The following is a 20,094-nucleotide window of genomic DNA, read 5'->3' as shown; positions in this document are numbered from 1 at the left end:
AAAAAGGGATTAAGGATTTTGTCCTTAATCCCTCAAAACTTTAATAGTTTTTGGGAAATGTGTCCTTGACCTAGACTGAATTATTCTTCATTGTCGTAATTGATTACCTGCATCTTACGACCTTTGATAACCTTACGAAATTTGTTCATTGTCAAGCGGTGTTCACGTTCAAAGCCTACATGATACATAGATCTTACTAAAAGTGTAAGCACAATAAGTACCAATTCAATCATGTAAGGAGCTACGAATACTAAAGCTAGTGCTGACGCTACACCCGTTACTACAAAATAATACACATACCAAGACTCACCATTTTTTTCTCTTAATCTAAAAATTAGAGGCAAATGAAAAGGCAATGCCCATAAAATATTTTTGTTGTTCTCTGTTACTCCATGATTAGTCCCGAACCATAAAAATACTAAAATCCAACCAATAAAACCAGCGATACTGAATAGTATTTTATCTAAATTATAACCTTTTTGTCGTCTTTTCCAATGGTCATAAGTTTTCCAACAAGTAAACAATAATACCATTAAGAAAAAGAAAGCTGGTTGTAAAAAGAAAGGCATTGGTTTTACTTCCTCTTTTGCTAAAGCATATAAAGGTGCTTCTGTATCAACTAAATAGCGAAGTACTCCGTGAGTCATTCTTTTGGCTGCTCCCAAACTTCTGTGTAAGTTGGCAGGAATATAGTTGGCTTCAAATTGAGTCGTTCTTTCATCTGCTTCAGAACCGAGTGCTATATTCATGGCTACTGCTGGCCAACGCATATCTCCTGTATAAAGTGATTTGTTCATCCACTGTCTGAAAGTGGTATCACTCATGGTCTGCAAATTAGCAAAGTGGACGCTATCCGTACAAGCCACTACAATTGCCTCACGAACACGTGTGGCACAGTTGTCAGTAAAAAATTTGTATTGATAGGTGCGTTTAGCAGGATCATTATAGGTTTTGTCTAGTTCATCCAGTATACGCTGCTTTTGTGACAGAGCCATATCCAATACTTGCTCGCTCATACCACGTTTCATGTATTGATAATAAGCTATGTAATCACCAATAGGGCGATACTCCATCTTATAGGGTAAAGTCCCTTGGATAAATCTCCAGTAAAAATTGGGAGTGCTAAAATCGTATACGCCCCAGTTATAGGCACGATCAACGCCATTAGCTGGGTCATAAATCCACAAAAGAGAGTGTCCAAAAACATCATTCAACTCTTTTCCAGGGTCGACTGTAATGACACTTACTTTTGCACTTTCTGAAAGTTTTTGAGCATTGACCAATTGGATACAACTACTCAGAAAACAAAATAGCAAAATAATTTTAGATAGAATGTTGAGGTTTTTCATGTAGTTGAGGTTTTACGGTGGCGATACAAGCATCCGTGTGAGTTGTACTAAAACTAGATAATACAATTTAGTTTAGATATAACACAAAAGGGATAGACTATCATTAGTTTTGGCAATAGTTTTCGTAAATTATCAATATTTACCGAAAAATCGAAATCAATTAGCAGGTAATTACTGAAAAATTATTCTTTTCCAGCAATGACCAAAACAATTTCACCCTTAATAGTATTTGGATTTTCTTGATAATGTTTCAATACTTCAGCCAAAGTACCTCTAATGTTTTCTTCAAACATTTTGGTCAATTCTCTTGATACACAGGCTTGTCGGTCGGCACCCAAATATTCTCCTAACTGTTCAAGTGTTTTAATTAAACGATGTGGAGACTCGTAAAAAATCATCGTACGCTCCTCGTTTTGAAGGTTTTGCAAACGAGTTTGGCGCCCTTTTTTATGAGGTAAAAATCCTTCGAATGTAAAGCGATCAGATGGAAGTCCCGAATTTACGAGTGCAGGAACAAAAGCCGTTGCTCCTGGGAGACATTCAATTTCCAAACCCTGCTTCAAGCATTCACGAACCAATAAAAAACCAGGGTCTGAAATGGCAGGCGTTCCAGCGTCAGACACAAGGGCAAGGTTTTTCCCTTCTTTCAACATTTTGATAATACCCGCAGTACTGTGATGCTCGTTGTGAGCATGATGTGCAAAAAGTGGCTTAGAAATGCCCAAATGCTTTAACAACATGCCAGAATTACGAGTATCCTCTGCCAAAATACCATCTACTTGTTGTAGTATTTTAACTGCTCGAAGGGTAATATCATCAAGATTGCCAATGGGGGTTGGCACTAAATACAATTTACTCATTAGTTCAAAATCCAATAATAATCTTTATAAAAGTGCATCTATTGCCTTAGCCAAGGCATGGTCTTTTTCGGTGACTGTGTTGCCAGCATCGTGAGTGGTAAGCTCAATGGTTACTGTATTCCAAACATTCGACCACCACGGATGATGATTATGCTGTTCGGCCAAAAGTGCCACACGAGTCATAAAGCCAAAAGCTTCGGAAAAATCCTTAAACTGAAAGGTACGTTGTAATTTTTGGTCTTTTTCTATCCACATAGTCGATGAAGAGGGCTAAATGCAAAAAGGATGCTTAATCAAGCCCGAAGATACTTGATTTTTGAGGGAAAATGATGAAGTCGTGGGAAAAATAGGGTAAAAATAGGGAACAGGCATCAGGGAACAAAGTGACATAGTGTTTTCTGAATCTTTTTCGAGCTTTTTAAACAAAGTAAATTCTATTTTCAAACACTTTGTGCCTGTTGCCTTATCCCTCTTATTTATCCCCCCATTTTCTTTCGCCATTCAATTGGAGTGATTCCCTCCAGTTTAGAAAACCACCTACTTATATGACTATGGTCGTTGAAACCCAGTTCAAAGGCAATTTCTTTTATGCTTCGATTTGTGGAGAGTAATTGTTTGAATCGGGAGAGTTTTCGTACTTGTATTTCTTGGAAAATAGAATGTCCAATCGCTTTTTGAAATTTCTGATTTAATACTTTCAAAGAGCTATTGCTTGCCTGTACAATGTCTTGTACTTCAAGGTTTTTGTGAATATTAGCAGAAATAAATTGTATTGATTTGTTTACTTCCTTGTCAGCAATAGCCACGGTATCTGTAGAGGTTCGTTCGATTACGTCTAAGGCTTCGGTCAAAATAATTTGTTGATTTGGTACTTTTCCCTGCAACATATCGCTAAGTGTAGAGCAAATGTTGAAGGCGGTACTTTGATGATTACGAGCAATACTCGAAAGGTTTGGATAGGTAATATTACAAATTAATTCATCGTTGTCTATGCCCAAAACTGCTATTTCATGCGGTACTTTTACTTGCGCCATTGAACAAGCATTGATAAGTATTTGTCCAAAATCATCATTGCAACATAAAACACCTGTAGGTTTTGGGAGAGATTTTATCCATGTAACTAAATTTTCAAAATTGTAGGAAAGTACATCTTCCTCATTGCCTTTGAGTAAGAACGAACTAAACTGGATATTGGAAGAAATAGCCATTTCCTGAAAAAAAGACATTCTTTGTAATGACCATTCTAGGTTTTCTATTCCTAAAAAAGCCAAACTTCTAAATCCTTTTCGGATAAAATATTGAATTGCCAACTTAGCATCCGACAAATAATTCCCTTTTACATAAGGAATCCCTTCAACATGATTGACAGAGGTAACCTGAATCATGGGGATGCCTAATTGTGCCATTTGAGCAATATCTTCACTATTTTCTAAAATACAAGCATCAGGTTTTACTGACTGAATTAGATTGATTCTGTTGTTTGTTCTATTATTTTTTAGAAAATAGGCTGGTTCAAAAATAATATCCCAATGGCTTATCTGATTGTTGTAGTCATAAATGCCACGCAACAAATCACGACTATAACCCCGATTGGATTCAAGATGGATGAAAACTTTTTGAGCCATGTTTTTTCTTTTAAATGATACTTTTTCAAAAATATATTATTGGTAAATAATTGGCGATAGAATAACCAAAAATGGTGGCAAAATGTCAAGTTACGATTTTTACTTTTGTAAAAACATAAAAGTTAAAACCATGAGTTCTTCTGTTAATATTAGAGATTTCAAATTATACAAAGCTGTTGCGCCACTCAAAAAGCCAATTGCTGATGCAACACATACGCTTCACGAGATTTCGTTTTTGGTATTGCGTTTACAGCTCGAAAATGGTGTGGTTGGGGAGTCTTATTTGCTCTCATTTCAATATTCTCCTTATGCCATTCAAGGGGCTTTTAGAGATTTATTGCCACTAGTAAAAGGCTATGCAGCGTATGAAACGGGAAAAGTTTACCAAAAATTAGACGAAGCCAACGAATATTTTGGAAATCAAGGTATCAATCGCTGGGTGCAGGCTGCTGTCAATGTCGCCATGTGGGATGCTTGGGGAAAATGCTTGAATCAGCCTGTAGGCAAACTTTTGGGAACCTATCGTGATAAATGTGCTATCTATGGAAGCGGAGGTTGGATTTCTTATACGATTGACGAGCTAGTAGCAGAAGTAACAGATTATGTGTCTCGTGGTTTTCAGGCAGTAAAAATCAAAGTGGGAAATCCCAACTGGCGTACAGATTTGGAGCGTTTGAGGATTGTTCGTGAAGCCGTTGGTAATCAGGTGAATATCATGATGGATGCCAATCAGGGGATGAAGTTGCCCTCTGCCTTACAATTGGCAAAGGCTGCGCAAGATTTGAATATCTTTTGGTTTGAAGAACCGCTTCACCATCAGGATTTTGAAGGATATAAAGCGCTCAAACAACAAGCTGGTATATCTTTGGCGATGGGCGAACGCGAATATGATACCTTACCATTGGTGGAATTGTTGAAACGAAATGCCTTAGATATTTGGCAACCAGATATTCTCAGAATAGGTGGGGTAGAGGCTTGGCGAGAGTCTGCTTTATTGGCTAATAGTCACCATATTCCTGTTTTGCCACATTATTATAAAGACTATGATGTGCCATTGGTTTGTTCTATTCCAAATGGAGTAGGTGTGGAGTCTTTCGATTGGATAGATCCATTGATTGATAATCCGATGACGGTAAAAGATGGTTTTGCTTATCCTCACGAGGGAACAGGTTGGGGATTTAATTTTGTAGATGACACTTTAGCGTTGATTTTTTAGACATGAATATTTTTTCATTAAAAGGAAAAAGAGCCTTAGTGACAGGCGGAGGTACAGGTATTGGTTTGGGAATCAGTAAAGCATTCATTGAAGCAGGTGCAGAGGTTGTCATCACAGGACGAAGAGAGGAGGTTTTGCAAGATGCTTTCAAGGAATTGGGAGAAAATGCACGCTATTCGGTATTTGATATAACGAACAAAAAGGAAATACCAGCATTTATTCGAGACCTAGAAACACAATTTGGAGCAATAGACATCTTGGTTAATAATGCAGGAATACATCTTAAAAAGTTTTCCAATGAAACCACAGACGAAGAATTTGAAAGTATCATTCAGACCAATTTACTGTCGGTTTTTTCCCTTACTCGAGAATGTGCCAAATACATGGCGCAACGCAAAAGTGGGGTCATCTTATTTATTGGCTCAATGGCGGGAATATTTGGCATAGACCGTGTTTCTGCCTACGGAACTTCAAAGGCAGCGCTGACAGGCTTGATGCAGAATTTGGTGACGGAATATTCTAAGGATTTAATTCGAGTAAATACCATTGCCCCAGGTTGGATAGAATCTCCCATGTTTCTGAATGCCATTAATGCGGATTTAGCAAGAAAAGAAAAAATTACCAATCGCATAGCCATGCCAAGCTATGGTAAACCAGCCGACATAGGACATGCGGCGGTGTTCTTATCATCAGAAGCGGCACGATATATCACAGGAGTAGTCCTACCCGTAGATGGTGGTGCATCGGTTAATTTTTAACAAAAGCCCTGATTCAAGTTTCATGAATCAGGGCTTTTGTTTTGTAATTTTAACTTATGGCATGTAAACCAAGAAATTGTGAGTGCAAAGTGTTGATAATTAAAAAAACATTCAAAATTTACAACTCATCTTTCAGTACTAATGATTATTTTGGTTTGGCGTATTCCAGTACCCCTTTGTCCACAAATACCCCATAAAGTATAAATGCGATAGTAGAAACAACAACCACAAGTATATAGGTTAGTAGCGTGAGCGCTAATATTCCTAGAATTTTAATAATTATCTTCTTTAGAGGAATATGATTATAGAAACCTTTGAAAAACCACACTAAAATAAATGGAAGAGCCAAAAATGAAGCCTGTGAAATAAGCATCATTTTTTCTGGATTTTGTCTGAAAAGAAAGAGTATCGGATACATAACTAAGATACTCATGAGGGTATAATAGGATACCACATAAGAGTTCATGACAATATGTTCATAGTAATTATGCCCTTCTTTTTTAAATGGAATTCTGGTAATAAAGGCGAAAACTGGCAATAACAAAACCATAAGCATGGCATAATAGCTTGAGATGATCGTAAAGACATCAGACATAAGCTTTGAGTTAATGTGCTGTTGCTCTGAAAAGTTTTTCATAATATCATCAAACTTCAACACACTAGACGATACAAAAATAGAGATACCAGCTAGCACAAATGTTAGCGCAATTGGTTTGTAGTGGTCAACACGGTTGCCTTCCATATATTCTCGGGCGGTTTTGCCAGGATTACGAAGGGTTTTGAATACGGAATAGAAAAAGCCTTTGTTGACATCAACAAAAATATCTTGAATTTCTTCTACTATATAGTTCCGATTTATGCGTTTGTATCTTCTTTGACCACAGTGCCCACAGAAGTTACCTGAAATAACCTCTTTACAATTTCTGCAATTTTCTTCAATCATTATATTAAGATTTGAGTTTTGGAAAATGAGTATTTTCCTGAGTAATAGGTTACGCAGGTTTGAATAATAGAGGAGGAAAATTAGATTTAGCTTTTAAACAAATATATTGCAAAGCCGAGGAGACATTATTATTTATAGAATGCCAGCGGTTGAGAATTTGAAGGTTTAAAGTATAAAGTATTCATAAAGGTCGGTTTAAAAATGTATTGAAATGGAGCTCCTAATTATTCACTTTCCTTTTTGCCCTTAAACAGAAAGTATAATCCAACTATCAAGGAAATACCATAAACAATGTCGAGATATGGTCTTTTAAAGGTTAAAGTAGCAAAGTCGAAATCTTTGTAAAGACCAGAGCCAATAATAATGATAATAATTAACAGAGGAAAACTAATTTTTTGATTTTTCATAATTGCTAAAACTTGTTTGAATGAGGTATATCAATTTAGTAAAATTATAAAATTGTCAACGTATAATATTTTAAAAACTGATTTTTTGTGATTAGGAAGTAAAATATTGATTTGGAGAAAAAGAGAAATAGGGAGAATCTAATAAAAACAAAAAAGCCCACCGTAATGGTGGGCTTTTCTTGGTAGAGAGCGAGGGATTCGAACCCCCGGACCTGTTACAGTCAACAGTTTTCAAGACTGCCGCAATCGACCACTCTGCCAGCTCTCTGTGTTTTTTGATGATGCAAAATTAGTCTTTTGGACAATACAATGCAAACTTTTTTTGAAACTTCAATTGAAATATTTCCTAAGAAATCACTTAAAGTTTTAGTAGTATTTTCGTAATCAGAATATTACGAGCAATCATAAACCCTGAAAAAAAGTGAAAATATTTTTGAAATAGTTACTAGCGAGGACTCAAAAACTCGCTAGTAACGCTCATTATGCCTCAAATTTCTTAAAAATAGAAGAGGCAGTATGTCCTCCAAAACCAAAAGAATTGTTCAAAGCATAACGGATTGGCTTCTCTAACTTTTCTCCTAATACAATATGGAGATTTTGAGGAATCTCTGGATCTAGCTCCATCACATTCATAGTTGGAGGAATCGTATTATGTTGAACTGCCAATACACAGTAAATACTTTCAATGGCTCCGGCAGCACCCAATAGGTGCCCTGTCATAGATTTTGTTGCAGAAATGGCTGTCTTACTATTTCCGAAAATAGAAGATATGGCTTTTATTTCACTCAAATCACCCACACCTGTTGAGGTCGCATGCGCATTGATATAATCAATATCTTCAGGGTTGAGCCCTGCATCTTTGAGTGCGTTGAGCATTCCTAATTTTGCCCCCAAGCCGTCGGGCGATGTGCCAGTCAGGTGATAGGCGTCAGCGGCCATGCCACCTCCAGCAATTTCCGCCAAGATTGTTGCTCCTCTTTGCACAGCATATTCATAATCTTCCAAGATTAAAGCGCCTGCGCCTTCACCTGCTACAAATCCTGTACGATTAACATCAAAAGGTTGCGAAGCAGCACTTATATTGTTTTTAGATAGGGCTTGAGCTGCTCCAAAGCCACCGATCGTACCAGGCGTAATAGCAGCTTCTGAGCCTCCAACAATCATTACTTTGGCACGACCCAGTCTGATATTATCTAGTGCATTGATAATAGCAGTATTGGAAGATGCACAAGCAGAAACTGTACAGTAATTGGGTCCTAACAAACCATTTCTGATAGAAATAACCCCTGCTGCAATATCCACAATCATTTTTGGAACAAAATATGGATTGAATCTTGGCGTGCCATCGCCAGTAAAGAATTCTTGTAATTGATCCTCAAAAGTTTGCATACCACCTTGACCAGTTGCCCAAATTACACCTATTTCGGCTCTTTGTGCTTCTGACATTGTGGCAAATTGCAATTGAGATTGTTGAATAGCTTGTTCACTTGCTGCTACGGCATATTGAGTAAATAAATCGTATTTGCGGATTTCTTTTTTCTCAAAATAATCGAGCGGATTAAAGTTTTTAACTTCTCCTGCTATCTGAGTTTTAAATTTGCTTGCATCAAATTTGGTAATGGGACCAATACCCGAAATACCTTTGAGACTATTTTCCCAAAAACTCTCAATATCATTCCCTAAAGGAGAAATAACACCGAGTCCTGTAATAACTACACGTTTCATAAAGATGAGTTTAAGGCTGAAAATGCCTGTTCTGGTGATTGAAGATAAAGTTGGTATAAAGAATTGGTTAATCCAACACGTACCTCAAACTGTTCTTCTGTCAATGCTTTTAATAAATCTTCGGCAACTACTTCTGGTGGAATACCATTGTCTGCACCTCCTATTTCATGTGATAGTTCGGTATTGACGAGAGGTGGCATCACCTCATATACTTGAATCCCTTGATTTTTCAACTCTGCTCTCAGTACTTGTGTGTAGGAGTGAAGCGCAGCCTTACTTGCTGAATAAGTTGGCAAGCTGACAGATGGAATAAATGATACTAACGAACTTACGTTAACAATGGCAGCGTTGGTATTTTGTTCAAGAACTGGTAAAAGAGCTTCCGTCAAACGAATTACACTTAAAAAATTAGTCTCAAATTCAATACTAGCTTTGTCAACCGCTTTACTGTTTTCATGGAGCAAAGAATAGGCATAAGCTGTACCCGCATTATTTATGAGTAAGTTTAAGGTAGGAAAGTCTGATTTTACTTTTGTGGTAAGTGCTTCAACATCAGAATCTTTTGTTAGGTCAGCGACGATATATTGAGCATTGGGGATTTGTGTGCTAGCCTTTATGAGTTTACTTTCTGTGCGTCCTACCAAGATGATTTGGTTTCCTTCTTGAGCCAATTTTTTAGCGAATGCTAACCCGATGCCAGAGCCTCCGCCTGTAATTAATATAGTATTTTCAGTCGTTTTCATTTGATTGCTTGTTTTGAAATATACCGAATGGTATATTTTTGTGTAAAAAAATATTAAAATGAGTTTATTAAGTTTTCAACGGTTTTCATGAGACTTTGCATATAGGCTATTTTACCACTGACTTTGGTAAGCATAACCGCTCCTTCAATGGTGGCTATAATTTGTAGTGCTAAATCCTCTGCATTGTTTTCAGTACTAAATTCACCAGCTTGTATGCCTTCATTAATCAAAAAAACAAGTGTATTTTTCCATGAATTAATCGCTTTGCTAACCTCTTCGCACATTAATGGATGGGTGTCGTCTACCTCAACAGCAGTATTGAGAATCACGCAGCCGCCCACTGGAAATCTAGGGTCATCAAATAAAGTATAAATACGTGGATAGCAAAGAATTTTACCCCTAAAAGTTGATTCTCGTGCCATTTCTTCCGAAACAAGTCCAGTGACTTTTTTGAGATTATAGCGGAAGACCTCAAGCGCCACTTCATCTTTGTTTTTAAAGTTGCCGTAAATACTCCCTTTGGTTAGCCCTGTAGCCTCGGTCATATCCAGCAAAGAAGTAGCCGCAATACCTTTGGTATTGAACAGAGTTGCGGTTTTTTCTATGATAAACTGTTTGGTACGTTCGGCTTTTCCCATGATAAGGTACTTCAAATACTTGTTAACTAATGAATTATTGAGTTTAAGGAAAGGCTTATTAATAATTTTGAAACAAAAATATACCGTTCGGTATTATTTTGCAAATACTTTTTTACTTTTTCGAAAATAAAAATGAATGACACGGTTGGATGAGAATCAGAAAATCTAATAATATAATAATTGAAAGTTTTTGTTGTATTTTATTTAAAATGTGATAAATTAGTAGAGAAGCCGAGGGAAGTATTTCGTCTTTCAAATAAAGAGCTTTTCAACCTAAATATGGATACAAATGAAAATACTTGCTTACTTATGTATCATGCTCATAGGACTGGTGTTTAGCGCCTGTCAACGAGATGTTAATCCGTATGTGTTATACTATAAAAGTACTCAATTCAAAACCCAGCAAGGAGATACCTTAGCTTCGTTGAAGTCGATTAGAAATGGAGGGATATTTAATAAGAACCTCACATTGGTTATGCGTGATAGAAGTCGTAAGGAGATACCCAAAGATGGACTTTGGGGCTATTCGCAAGGCGACAAAGTATATCGTAATTATGGAGATAGATTTATTCAAGTGGTTACGCCCTATTCGGATAGTACTATTAAATACATGACCGAAAGAAGTGTTGCTTTTTGGACATCAAATGGCAATCGAACCATGAATCAAGTGATGTTATTATATAGTAAAGATTTGGATTCAAAAGTTTATTTATCTCAAAGAAAGGCGAAGAGGTAGATAAGTAAAGTTACTATTACCAATTAAGGTAGGTAATAAACTGTAAATCCTCGTTGCTTAGCTACTGTCTCATATTTGTAAACTTGGAGAGTGTTCATACAATGGTGTCTTCTTAAATATTGATATTGAAAGTCAGATGCTTACAGAAGGATAGATACTGTTGTATGAATAATTTCCATTTTGCTGATTTACCTGTCACTTCTACTTCCTATTAATGTAATCCCAATACAACATCTGAATAAAACTTCATATTGTTTCACAACTGTTATTCTTCTTTTTTCGAGTGTTGTTCCAGTAATAGAATCCTTTCCAGCAATCTCCATTTTGCTAAATTACTTTCCTGAAAGAGTTGTGCTACATCCTTGTTTAGGTGTCTAGATAGGGGATATTTCCTCAGCACTCCACTGTTTTAGAGAGGGACTTAAAGTTATTCTTTATCATTTTAAGATTAATAAATAAAATTACATGGCAAATTTTTCTTACAAAAACAGATAATTCATCTTCACTAGAAAATTAACGAACGTATATAAACCTACTTAAATGTTAAATATATGACCGTTTACTCAATTATATAATAGATTTGAGACATTACCACAATATTAAAGTCTCATTAATATGCAATCATAATAGAGAAGTGATTATTTTTGTTTTTATAGTTTTGCTTATTAAAATTGAACTTAATAATATTTTATGAAAATAAAACTACATTTATTTGTAATTGTATTCTTCCTACACTCCTGCAAATCCGTTGAAGATAAGATTGATATTTTACCTACCATTAGCTCCGTATCATTAGGAAGAACTCTTATTCTTAAAACAGAAATTCTAGAAGCTGAAAGAAAGGTACTTCTTTGGGTTCCATACCAGACAGATTTAAGTTCAATAGTTCCTACAATCCTAACAAAAAATGCAAGTACAGTAATCCCTTCTAGTACTCAAGCACAAAACTTTTCTGTACCTGTATATTATACATTAGTGTCGAAGTCTGGACAAAAAATAATATATGAAGTTAGTATAAATACCATGGAGCAGCCTACTCCAGTAATTACTGGAGTAAGTAAAGATACCCTTGAAGCAGGTAAAAGTTTCATGATTATAGGACGTGATTTTGGCTTGAACCCGGTAGAAGTTCAAGCATCAATAGTCAATTCTAGCAAAGAAATATTATTGAAAACAGAGTTGATCGATTCTTCACATGTATATGCCTCCTCGCTTGATGATGTAATGCCAGGAAATTATACCTTACTATTAAAAGTTAGAAATAAATCTAGCAATTACAGTAAGTCTATCGTCATAGAGTATCCTTCACCTCATATCGATTCAATTGATTATTGGAATGTGATTCAGGAAGAAAGTATTAGAATATACGGAAAATATTTTTCTAAAAATTATACCTACAATGTAATCTTAGTTGGAAAAGATGGAAAAGAATATTCTCATTCTCTTCCTGCAAATTCTGATGGTCAGACTATTGAGTGTAGGATTCCGAATTCTATAAAGGAGGGAGAATATAGAGTGAAAATTACCAATATGACACTAACAAAAGAGAGTAATTTAACCGATCATTCTCTTGTCGTATATCGCAACGATATGCCCTATTTAGTTGATACAGAAAAGTATTCAGGAACCAAGGTCAAACAAGGTAATACTTTGGTATTTACAGCCTTGAACTTCGAAAAAGTTCAGTCAAGATTTTATCAAGTTCAACTTCAAAATGAAACGGAAACTATTGTACAAAATGCCCTTTACAATGCTGTAAATAAGCGTTTGAGTTTTGAAATACCAAAAACAAAGGGAATATATCATATAAACCTAATACTAAGTAATGAGAGTGCGATTCTCTACAGTATTAATACACGATTTGTGTTAACAATCGAATAATTTCCTAATAATATCTTGCTATTATATCAATGAAAAAATTACTACTCCTATTAATGTTTGGTTTAACATTAGTAAAGACTGGTTTGTCTCAAGTAAACAAACCAGTCTTGGATTTAAAGAAATTTACGGACCGAAGTATCGTAGTGAGACAAATGTTGTCCACTGACAGAAATTGCTACGAATTTTATAAAAATGGGATAAAGCTCATAGAGGGACAAGATTACTTTATGGGCGCTGGGTATGCTAACTCGTTTTTTTACGTTGGGGGTGGTACTCGGGGTGGTTTTTACAGCGCTGCCATAGAGTTTGGCTTCTTAAAGCCTAACGACGTATTAGTGGTCAAGGATGTATGTCTCAACGAAACATCAGATCCAATGATTGTATCTGACGACTATGTTTATATCGAAATACCCAAAGGAAGTAGCTATCAGAGTAACGGTATTGGATCCACCTATTCATTGCCTGCATACGATAAGCTTTCAACTCCTGTACAAATTGGAAAATGTGAGCCAATTTCTATTAACGCCCACGTGTTGATGGCAACCGTGATAGATATTACTACAGGAGACCCAATAAGCTTAGGAACATTTAAGGTAAATGGAACACCTATATCAACTGGAGACTTTTCAAGTTATTTTGCAGGTAATCCAACAAGCTATCAAATTTCATCTGGGCAGATAAACACTTCAAATTTTTTGAAACTTACAGCTAATGCCTATTATTCAGGGTCTACACCATATTCTATTGAGTACAAACATAATGGCAGTAATACGAGCGGATTTGACTTCACCTTTGGAGTAGGAGGAGTGCAAGTCCGCTTTATTACTAATAATAGTTTTGAAATCTGGAAACGTAATTATTTAGGGGATTTTGATATTAGTCATTTTGACGGGAATTTTAGCAATAGTACCTATAAAATTAGCTTCGATGAAAGTGCTTATCATATTTATGTTGATGGCGTAGAATATGGCAAACTTGATAGATTTGTAAAATATACCACTACGACAGGTAGTTTAGATAATAGCTCCGTATTGCCTTATCGTACAGGCGTAAAACTCAATCCTTCTAGTTCAGGGATACATTATGTAAGTGCAACAATCGATGGGGCTTTAAATGTATATCAAAAGCTACAAGTAGTTGAGGATATTTCTTTATCAACTACAGTTGTCAATTCTGGATGTGCTGGTGTCAACTCAGGTAGCATTAATGTATTAACCAATGGAGGACAAGCGCCATTTAGCTATTCATTGAATAACGGAAGCTTTCAAACCAATAATACGTTTACAGGTTTAGCCCCGGGGAATTATACGATTAGAGTAAGAGATGCTTCCGGCTGTGAGTCAACAATATCCGCGATTGTAAGTGGTAATAGCCCATTGTCGTTATCAAGTTCCGTCCAAAATGAAACATGTTTTAATCAAAAAAATGGACGAATTACCTTTTCTGCTTCAGGAGGAACGGGTTCTTATCGTTATTCAATAGATGGACAGAATTATATTTCTAACCCTCAATTCGAAAATTTATCTACTGGTACTTACATGGGCTATGTTAAGGATTTGAGTGGTTGTGTAAGTACCAATAATGGATTAACCATCAACTCTGACAGTAAGCTGTTACCACCATCAATCACGGTTTCGAATGTAACTTGCTTTGGAGGAAATAATGGTATTCTTAACATAAACACATCTAATTCTACTCCCAATGGAGGGTTTCAGTACTCCATCGATGGAGGTTTAAATTATACTTCAACTGCTCAAATACAGGGACTTTCAGCCGGGAACTACCAGATTGTTATCAAGGATAATGTTTGTACAGCAACAACCTCTGGAACGATTACTCAGCCTAGTGAAGTGATTCCTACTGTAACTATTCAAAACCAAATATCTTGTAACGGAAAAAAAGATGGAGTCCTTTTATTAGGTGCATCAGGGGGCATTGCTCCATATGAATATTCTTTGGACAATACCAATTATTCAAACAATGCAATAAGAAGCAATTTAGGTACAGGCAATTATAAAGTATGGGTTAAAGATGCTAATGGATGTATCAAAGAATCAGGCATTACTACTATTACAGAACCCTCAGTATTGCTAGCCACACTTCAAAGTAAGCAAGATATAGATTGTAATGGCAGTAGTACCGGTCAACTCGTCATCAACGCATCAGGAGGAATATCGCCCTATAGTTACAAATTGAGTACCCAAACCAATTACAACTCTAATAATACGATTTCAGACCTACGAGCAGGACAATACACCGTTCAAGTACAGGATGGTCACCAATGTGTAGCTAGTATGCAAGTTGAATTACTAGAAGCCAGTAGTATAGTTGTAAGCGTCACCCAGAAGCAAGATATTCTCTGCAATGGAGCATCAACAGGACAACTTACGACTCAGGCCTCAGGTGGTAACGGAGGTTATACCTATAGTCTGGAGGTAACTAATTACCAAAGTAGCAATATTTTTTCGGGATTAAAAGCAGGAGCGTATTCGGTTTATGTAAGAGATATTAAAGGTTGTGTTAAAAGTTTGCAGGGGAGCTCAAGTACCTTGACAGAACCTTCAGCCTTGGAAATGAGCTTTCAAAGTATAGCTGTAAAATGTAATAGCGAAGCAACTGGCTCAATTATCGCCAATGCCGGTGGTGGGGTAGGAAGCTATCTCTATTCGATAGATAATGTCAATTTTATTACGTCAAATCAGTTTACAAGTCTCAAAGCAGGAAATTATCTTATCTCCTTAAAAGATGCCAACAACTGTATATTACAAAAGAGCGTACAGGTTACCGAACCAACAGCACTTTCAGCTAATCTGGATATTCTTAGTCAAGTCCTTTGCTTTGGAGGAAATTCAGGCGCAATAAAAGGTTTGCCCTTAGGAGGAACCGGACCATATCAGTATTCTTTGGATGGCAATATTTATCAAAATAATGATACATTTAGTGCTCTGACTATTGGAGACTATAAAGTGTGGATAAAAGATGCAAATGCCTGTATTACAACAAGTACTAGTAAAACTATCACTCAGCCTACGGACATTACTTTTACAATCAACTCCGTATCAGCTGTAAAATGCTATCAAGGTAACGATGGTGTTGTAACTCTCCAAACTACAGGTGGCGTCGGCAGTTATAGCTATGCTGTTAATGGAAGTATTTTTCAAACGTCCAATACTTTCAATAATTTGACAAGTGGCACCTATTCTTTTGTCGTAAAAGATGGGAACAATTGTCAAAAATCTGTTCAAACGACTGTATCCCAACCTGCTCAAGCTTATACAATTTCTTTGGCTTTGACAGAGAACCTTTCTTGTTTTGAAAATAAATCAGGAAAAATAGTGGTTAATAGTCAAGGAGGAACTGCGCCTTACTGGGTTGGTTTAAGTACAAACAACTTACAAGCTAATCCTAGCTTTGAGCAGTTAACTGCGGGTAGCTACACCGTTTATGGTAAGGATGCAAACAACTGTAGTTTTAGTCTTGGAGGAATTAACCTAACCCAGCCTTCGGATATTACCTTTTCTACTTTGATGAAAAAAGATGTAGACTGTGACTACTATTCAAAGGGAGAAGCCAAAGTTTTGGCAACAGGCTCAAATGGTGGGTTTAGTTACACACTCAATGGGAATAACAGTCTTGGAAGCCCTGTCAATCCAATAAATAATTTATCTGGTTATTTTAATGAGTTAACTGCCGGTGATTACCGTGTTACAGCAACAGATGTAAGAGGGTGTAGTAAGAATTATACTGTTACTATTATTCCCAAAAATTCAAAAATAACTTTTGATGTCAATAAGTCATTTCCAAGTACCTGTAATTCTAATGATGGAGTCATTACTATAACGAATGTACAAGGAGGTCGAAATGGATACAACTATCAATTGTCAACCCAACAGACAGCTTCACCTAATTCGCAATTTTCGGGTCTATTCTCAGGAACGTATGTGGTTACCGTTAGCGATGAACTGTGCTACTATAGAAAAAATATTGACCTCTCTGCTCCGAACGGGATAAAGGCAAATTATCAAGTCTCGGGAATTAATTGTACTTACTCAGATGGTAATATTTCGGTCGTAAATGTAGCAGGAGGAAATGGTGGTTATTTGTATAAATTGAATAATAATCCCGAAACCAGTAATTCGACCTTTAACAATCTTTCACCTAATGTATATGCGATAGAAATCAGAGATACTCCACAAAGTTGTAAATATGTATTGAGTGTAGAGCTAAAAGAACAAAATCGAGCAGACTTACAGCTGACGGGTAAATCTGATGTCCTTTGTTATGGAGGAAACTCTGGTGTCATTACAGTGAGTGGAAACAATAATCAATCACCCTTTCAGTATAGTATAAATAACGGCGTTTGGCAAAGCTCAGGCAGGTTTGAAGGTTTAAGCAAGGGTACTTATAAATTAACAACAACCAACGCCTTAGGTTGTCAGGATAGTCTTCACATCATAATTTCAGAACCAGCCCTGTTGGTAGAAGAGCTTTCTAAAAATGATAATCTTTGCTTTGGAGATGCAACAGGTAAAATTTTTACGAGTGCAACAGGCGGCGTTTCTCCCTACCGTTTTTCAAAAGATAACCAAAGCTATCAAAGCGAAACGAATTTTGAGAACCTCAAAAAAGGAGATTATACGTTATGGGTAAAAGATGCTAACAATTGTATAAGTACTAAAACGATTACTTTGATAGAGCCACCTCAACTGGTGATCAATCCGTATTATCAAGATACAATTCGTTGCTTTGGAGAAACTAACGGCGTCATATCCATTCCTACACAAGGAGGTACTCCAACCTATAGTTACTCCTTGGATGGTACAAATTATGTCTCTAGTAATAGTTTCGGGGGTTTAGGAAAAGGTAACTATACAATTTATGCAAAAGATATAAATCAATGTAAAACAGAGAAGACCTTAAGCTTGACTGAGCCTAATTTACTAGAAATAACGCAGAAGGATTTTAAGAATCCTTTATGTTATAAATCAAAAGATGGTATCATTGAAGTAGCATCTACGGGTGGTAATAACGGTAATATTTATACTATTGATTACCAAAACCGTAGTCAAAATAGTACCTATTTTAATAATCTTCCCGATGGTAGTTATTCCATAAAAGTGACTGACCGAAAAGGCTGCTCGGCAACCATCAGTAATATAGTACTAACCGAGCCAAGTAAAATCAAAACAGTGAGTGTTGGTACTATGCCATTATGTTATGGTGATGGCAATGGCAAAATAAACATCACAGTAAATGGAGGAACGCCGAATTACCGCGTAAATTTTGAAGGGCTTATCAGTGAGGTCGATGGAACGAATTATATAAAAGAATTGTCCAATTTATTTGCCAAAGCATATACCTTTTATGTGCTTGACAGCCACAATTGTGTAGATACAATAAATTACACTTTGACACAACCTACACAATTACAGAATAAGATTACTATCAAAGAAAACGACTGTTTTGGAGACTTGACAGGACAAGTGCAAGTGCTTGGTTTACAGGCTACTCCACCTTATCGTTATTCGCTTCAAAATCAAGAAATAACAGAGACTTTTGAATCAACGGGTATTTTTTCGAAGCTAAAATCAAATAATTACACAGTGACTGTGTATGATTTTAATAACTGCAAATTAAGAACTAGCATCAAAGTTGCTCAGCCTGACAAGTTGGTAATTACGCCAATTTATCAGGATACTATTAGATGCTTCGGAGAAAACAATGGCGCTATTTTGTTGAAAGTAACTGGCGGTATAAAGAGTTATATCTACTCCAAAGACAGTACGAATTACTTTAGTGATAGTTTATTTACAGGACTCAAAGAGGGGCTTTACAATTTTTGGGTAAAAGATGCCAATAAGTGCTTAGCCACCTCACAACTATCAGCTACAGAGCCAGCCCTCCTAGACTTAAGTCTATTATCAAAATCTAATCCTTTATGCCTAGGTGAGTCAAATGGAATTGTACAACTTAAGGCTACAGGAGGAAATGGAGGCAATATTTATTGGCAAGATAATGCAACAAAGCAATCAAGTGATCGATTTATTGGCCTAACACAAGGGCAATACACCTATAAAGTAGTGGACCGCAAAGGTTGCCAAGATACCGTTCGATTAGTCGAGCTCAAATGGCCTGCAGCCATATTGGCTCAAGTTAGCAAGTCTATACCTATTTGTTATGGTACAAACACGGCTAAGCTCAATGTGCAAGCATCTGGAGGTGTTGGTGCATTTACGGCCATATTAAGTAATACCAATTTAAACAAAACCATAGCATTAAATAGTGGAAAAGGAGTATTTGATTCACTGAATGCAGGAAACTATCTTATCAAAATCAAAGATGCTAATGGCTGTCAATTACAACTGACCAACACCATTCAAGAAACAGACAGCCTAGAAACTTTTGCCCTAGGATCAGGTAAAGGAGCAGACACGCTATGTATTGGACAAAGTATTACGCTGGATGCAAAAAATAAAGGGAAAAATATTCGTTGGTATTTTAATGGTACCGAAGGTATAGATGAGCTAGCCCGTGCAAATCAATCTACCTATACCATTGTTTCTCCAGGTATTTACAAAGTATCAGTATCTAACAAAACAGGATGTACCGTCGAGAAAAGCTATACCCTCACAAATAGCAAAAATGCACTGAAGGCAGATTTTATCCTTGCGACTCAGGCGTTTGTCGGGGATACAGTAGTTGTTTTAAATACAACAAAGCCTGCTCCAGATAAAGTAGTTTGGACTCCTCCATTAAATAGTATTCAGCTTAGTGAAACGAATAGCAAGCTTACCTTCATTCCAACTCTAGCAGGGAATCTTTCTGTTACATTACGAGCATTCGCAGGAGTTTGTGATAATGTGCTCACTAGAACAACAAACATATTTACCCCAGATAACATTGATCAAACTGATTCTTTGTATCACTACAGAGATTATCCTGTCACTACATCAGCACTATATCCCAATCCAAATCAAGGTAGATTTGAACTGAGTGTGAAAACGAAATTTCCAGTTAATATCAACATTTCAATTGTTCGAGTATCAACAGGTGAAACTGTTTATAATGCTGTTCATACGCCAACAAATCAAAACCTAAATAGTACTAATGTCTACAACTTTAACCTTTCACTGAGGATAGGAGCTTATAGTTTAATTCTTGAAAGTGGTAAACAAAAAATCTCAAAGCTTTTGATGATCACCAATTAAATAAG

14 protein-coding genes and 1 tRNA gene are annotated in these 20,094 nt (G+C 36.4%); 5 read left to right on the top strand and 10 right to left on the bottom strand.

Annotation, left to right across the window (positions count from 1 at the left end; genetic code table 11):
• Positions 1-80 precede the first annotated feature (80 nt).
• The 4 genes from QM481_RS01710 to QM481_RS01695 form a co-directional block, all read right to left on the bottom strand.
• Positions 81-1,349, bottom strand: coding sequence for a lipoprotein N-acyltransferase Lnb domain-containing protein (locus QM481_RS01710; protein WP_283380416.1), 1,269 nt, complete (start codon positions 1,347-1,349; stop codon positions 81-83).
• A 182-nt stretch (positions 1,350-1,531) separates the two neighbouring features.
• Positions 1,532-2,209 (bottom strand): 16S rRNA (cytidine(1402)-2'-O)-methyltransferase, encoded by a 678-nt coding sequence (gene rsmI, locus QM481_RS01705; protein WP_095163508.1) that lies wholly within the window; start codon positions 2,207-2,209, stop codon positions 1,532-1,534.
• A gap of 24 nt (positions 2,210-2,233) precedes the next feature.
• Positions 2,234-2,464, bottom strand: coding sequence for a 4a-hydroxytetrahydrobiopterin dehydratase (locus QM481_RS01700; protein ID WP_095163509.1), 231 nt, complete (start codon positions 2,462-2,464; stop codon positions 2,234-2,236).
• 221 nt (positions 2,465-2,685) lie between these two features.
• Positions 2,686-3,834 (bottom strand): DNA-binding transcriptional regulator, encoded by a 1,149-nt coding sequence (locus QM481_RS01695; protein ID WP_283380415.1) that lies wholly within the window; start codon positions 3,832-3,834, stop codon positions 2,686-2,688.
• A gap of 130 nt (positions 3,835-3,964) precedes the next feature.
• Between QM481_RS01695 and QM481_RS01690 the strand changes: the two genes are divergently transcribed.
• Both QM481_RS01690 and QM481_RS01685 read left to right on the top strand, forming a co-directional pair.
• Complete coding sequence (locus QM481_RS01690; protein ID WP_283380414.1) at positions 3,965-5,050, top strand: mandelate racemase/muconate lactonizing enzyme family protein; 1,086 nt, start codon at positions 3,965-3,967, stop codon at positions 5,048-5,050.
• Between the two features lie 2 nt (positions 5,051-5,052).
• The gene (locus QM481_RS01685) at positions 5,053-5,808 is read left to right on the top strand and encodes an SDR family NAD(P)-dependent oxidoreductase (RefSeq protein WP_283380413.1); all 756 of its coding nucleotides are present in this window, start codon (positions 5,053-5,055) and stop codon (positions 5,806-5,808) included.
• A gap of 145 nt (positions 5,809-5,953) precedes the next feature.
• On the opposite strand, the gene QM481_RS01680 is transcribed toward QM481_RS01685, so the two are convergent.
• From QM481_RS01680 to QM481_RS01655, 6 genes are all read right to left on the bottom strand, one after another.
• Complete coding sequence (locus tag QM481_RS01680; RefSeq protein WP_283380412.1) at positions 5,954-6,751, bottom strand: DUF3667 domain-containing protein; 798 nt, start codon at positions 6,749-6,751, stop codon at positions 5,954-5,956.
• Between the two features lie 224 nt (positions 6,752-6,975).
• On the bottom strand, positions 6,976-7,158 hold the full coding sequence (locus tag QM481_RS01675; protein WP_283380411.1) for a hypothetical protein: 183 nt from the start codon (positions 7,156-7,158) through the stop codon (positions 6,976-6,978).
• Positions 7,159-7,338: 180 nt separating this feature from the next.
• Positions 7,339-7,426 (bottom strand) — tRNA-Ser (locus QM481_RS01670).
• Positions 7,427-7,638: 212 nt separating this feature from the next.
• On the bottom strand, positions 7,639-8,883 hold the full coding sequence (gene fabF, locus QM481_RS01665; RefSeq protein ID WP_283380410.1) for a beta-ketoacyl-ACP synthase II: 1,245 nt from the start codon (positions 8,881-8,883) through the stop codon (positions 7,639-7,641).
• The gene (locus tag QM481_RS01660) at positions 8,880-9,626 is read right to left on the bottom strand and encodes an SDR family oxidoreductase (protein WP_283380409.1); all 747 of its coding nucleotides are present in this window, start codon (positions 9,624-9,626) and stop codon (positions 8,880-8,882) included. The genes fabF and QM481_RS01660 overlap by 4 nt, the downstream gene beginning before the upstream one ends.
• 53 nt (positions 9,627-9,679) lie before the next feature.
• A complete protein-coding gene (locus QM481_RS01655) occupies positions 9,680-10,264 on the bottom strand; it encodes a TetR/AcrR family transcriptional regulator (RefSeq protein ID WP_166554049.1) in 585 nt (194 codons plus the stop codon).
• Positions 10,265-10,553: 289 nt separating this feature from the next.
• Here QM481_RS01655 and QM481_RS01650 point away from each other — a divergent pair, with 289 nt between their 5' ends.
• From QM481_RS01650 to QM481_RS01640, 3 genes are all read left to right on the top strand, one after another.
• Positions 10,554-11,000 carry a hypothetical protein gene (locus QM481_RS01650; RefSeq protein ID WP_283380408.1) on the top strand — a complete coding sequence of 149 codons (447 nt, stop codon included), beginning with the start codon at positions 10,554-10,556 and terminating at the stop codon, positions 10,998-11,000.
• Between the two features lie 690 nt (positions 11,001-11,690).
• Entirely contained in the window at positions 11,691-12,881 is a 1,191-nt protein-coding gene (locus QM481_RS01645) for an SGBP N-terminal domain-containing protein (protein ID WP_283380407.1), read from the top strand.
• 29 nt (positions 12,882-12,910) lie between these two features.
• Positions 12,911-20,089 carry a T9SS type A sorting domain-containing protein gene (locus QM481_RS01640; protein WP_283380406.1) on the top strand — a complete coding sequence of 2,393 codons (7,179 nt, stop codon included), beginning with the start codon at positions 12,911-12,913 and terminating at the stop codon, positions 20,087-20,089.
• Positions 20,090-20,094 lie beyond the last annotated feature (5 nt).

Origin of the sequence: Flectobacillus rivi (assembly GCF_030056655.1) — a bacterium.
Classification (GTDB): Bacteria; Bacteroidota; Bacteroidia; order Cytophagales; family Spirosomataceae; genus Flectobacillus; species Flectobacillus rivi.
This window is presented reverse-complemented; position numbering and strand designations above follow the sequence as displayed.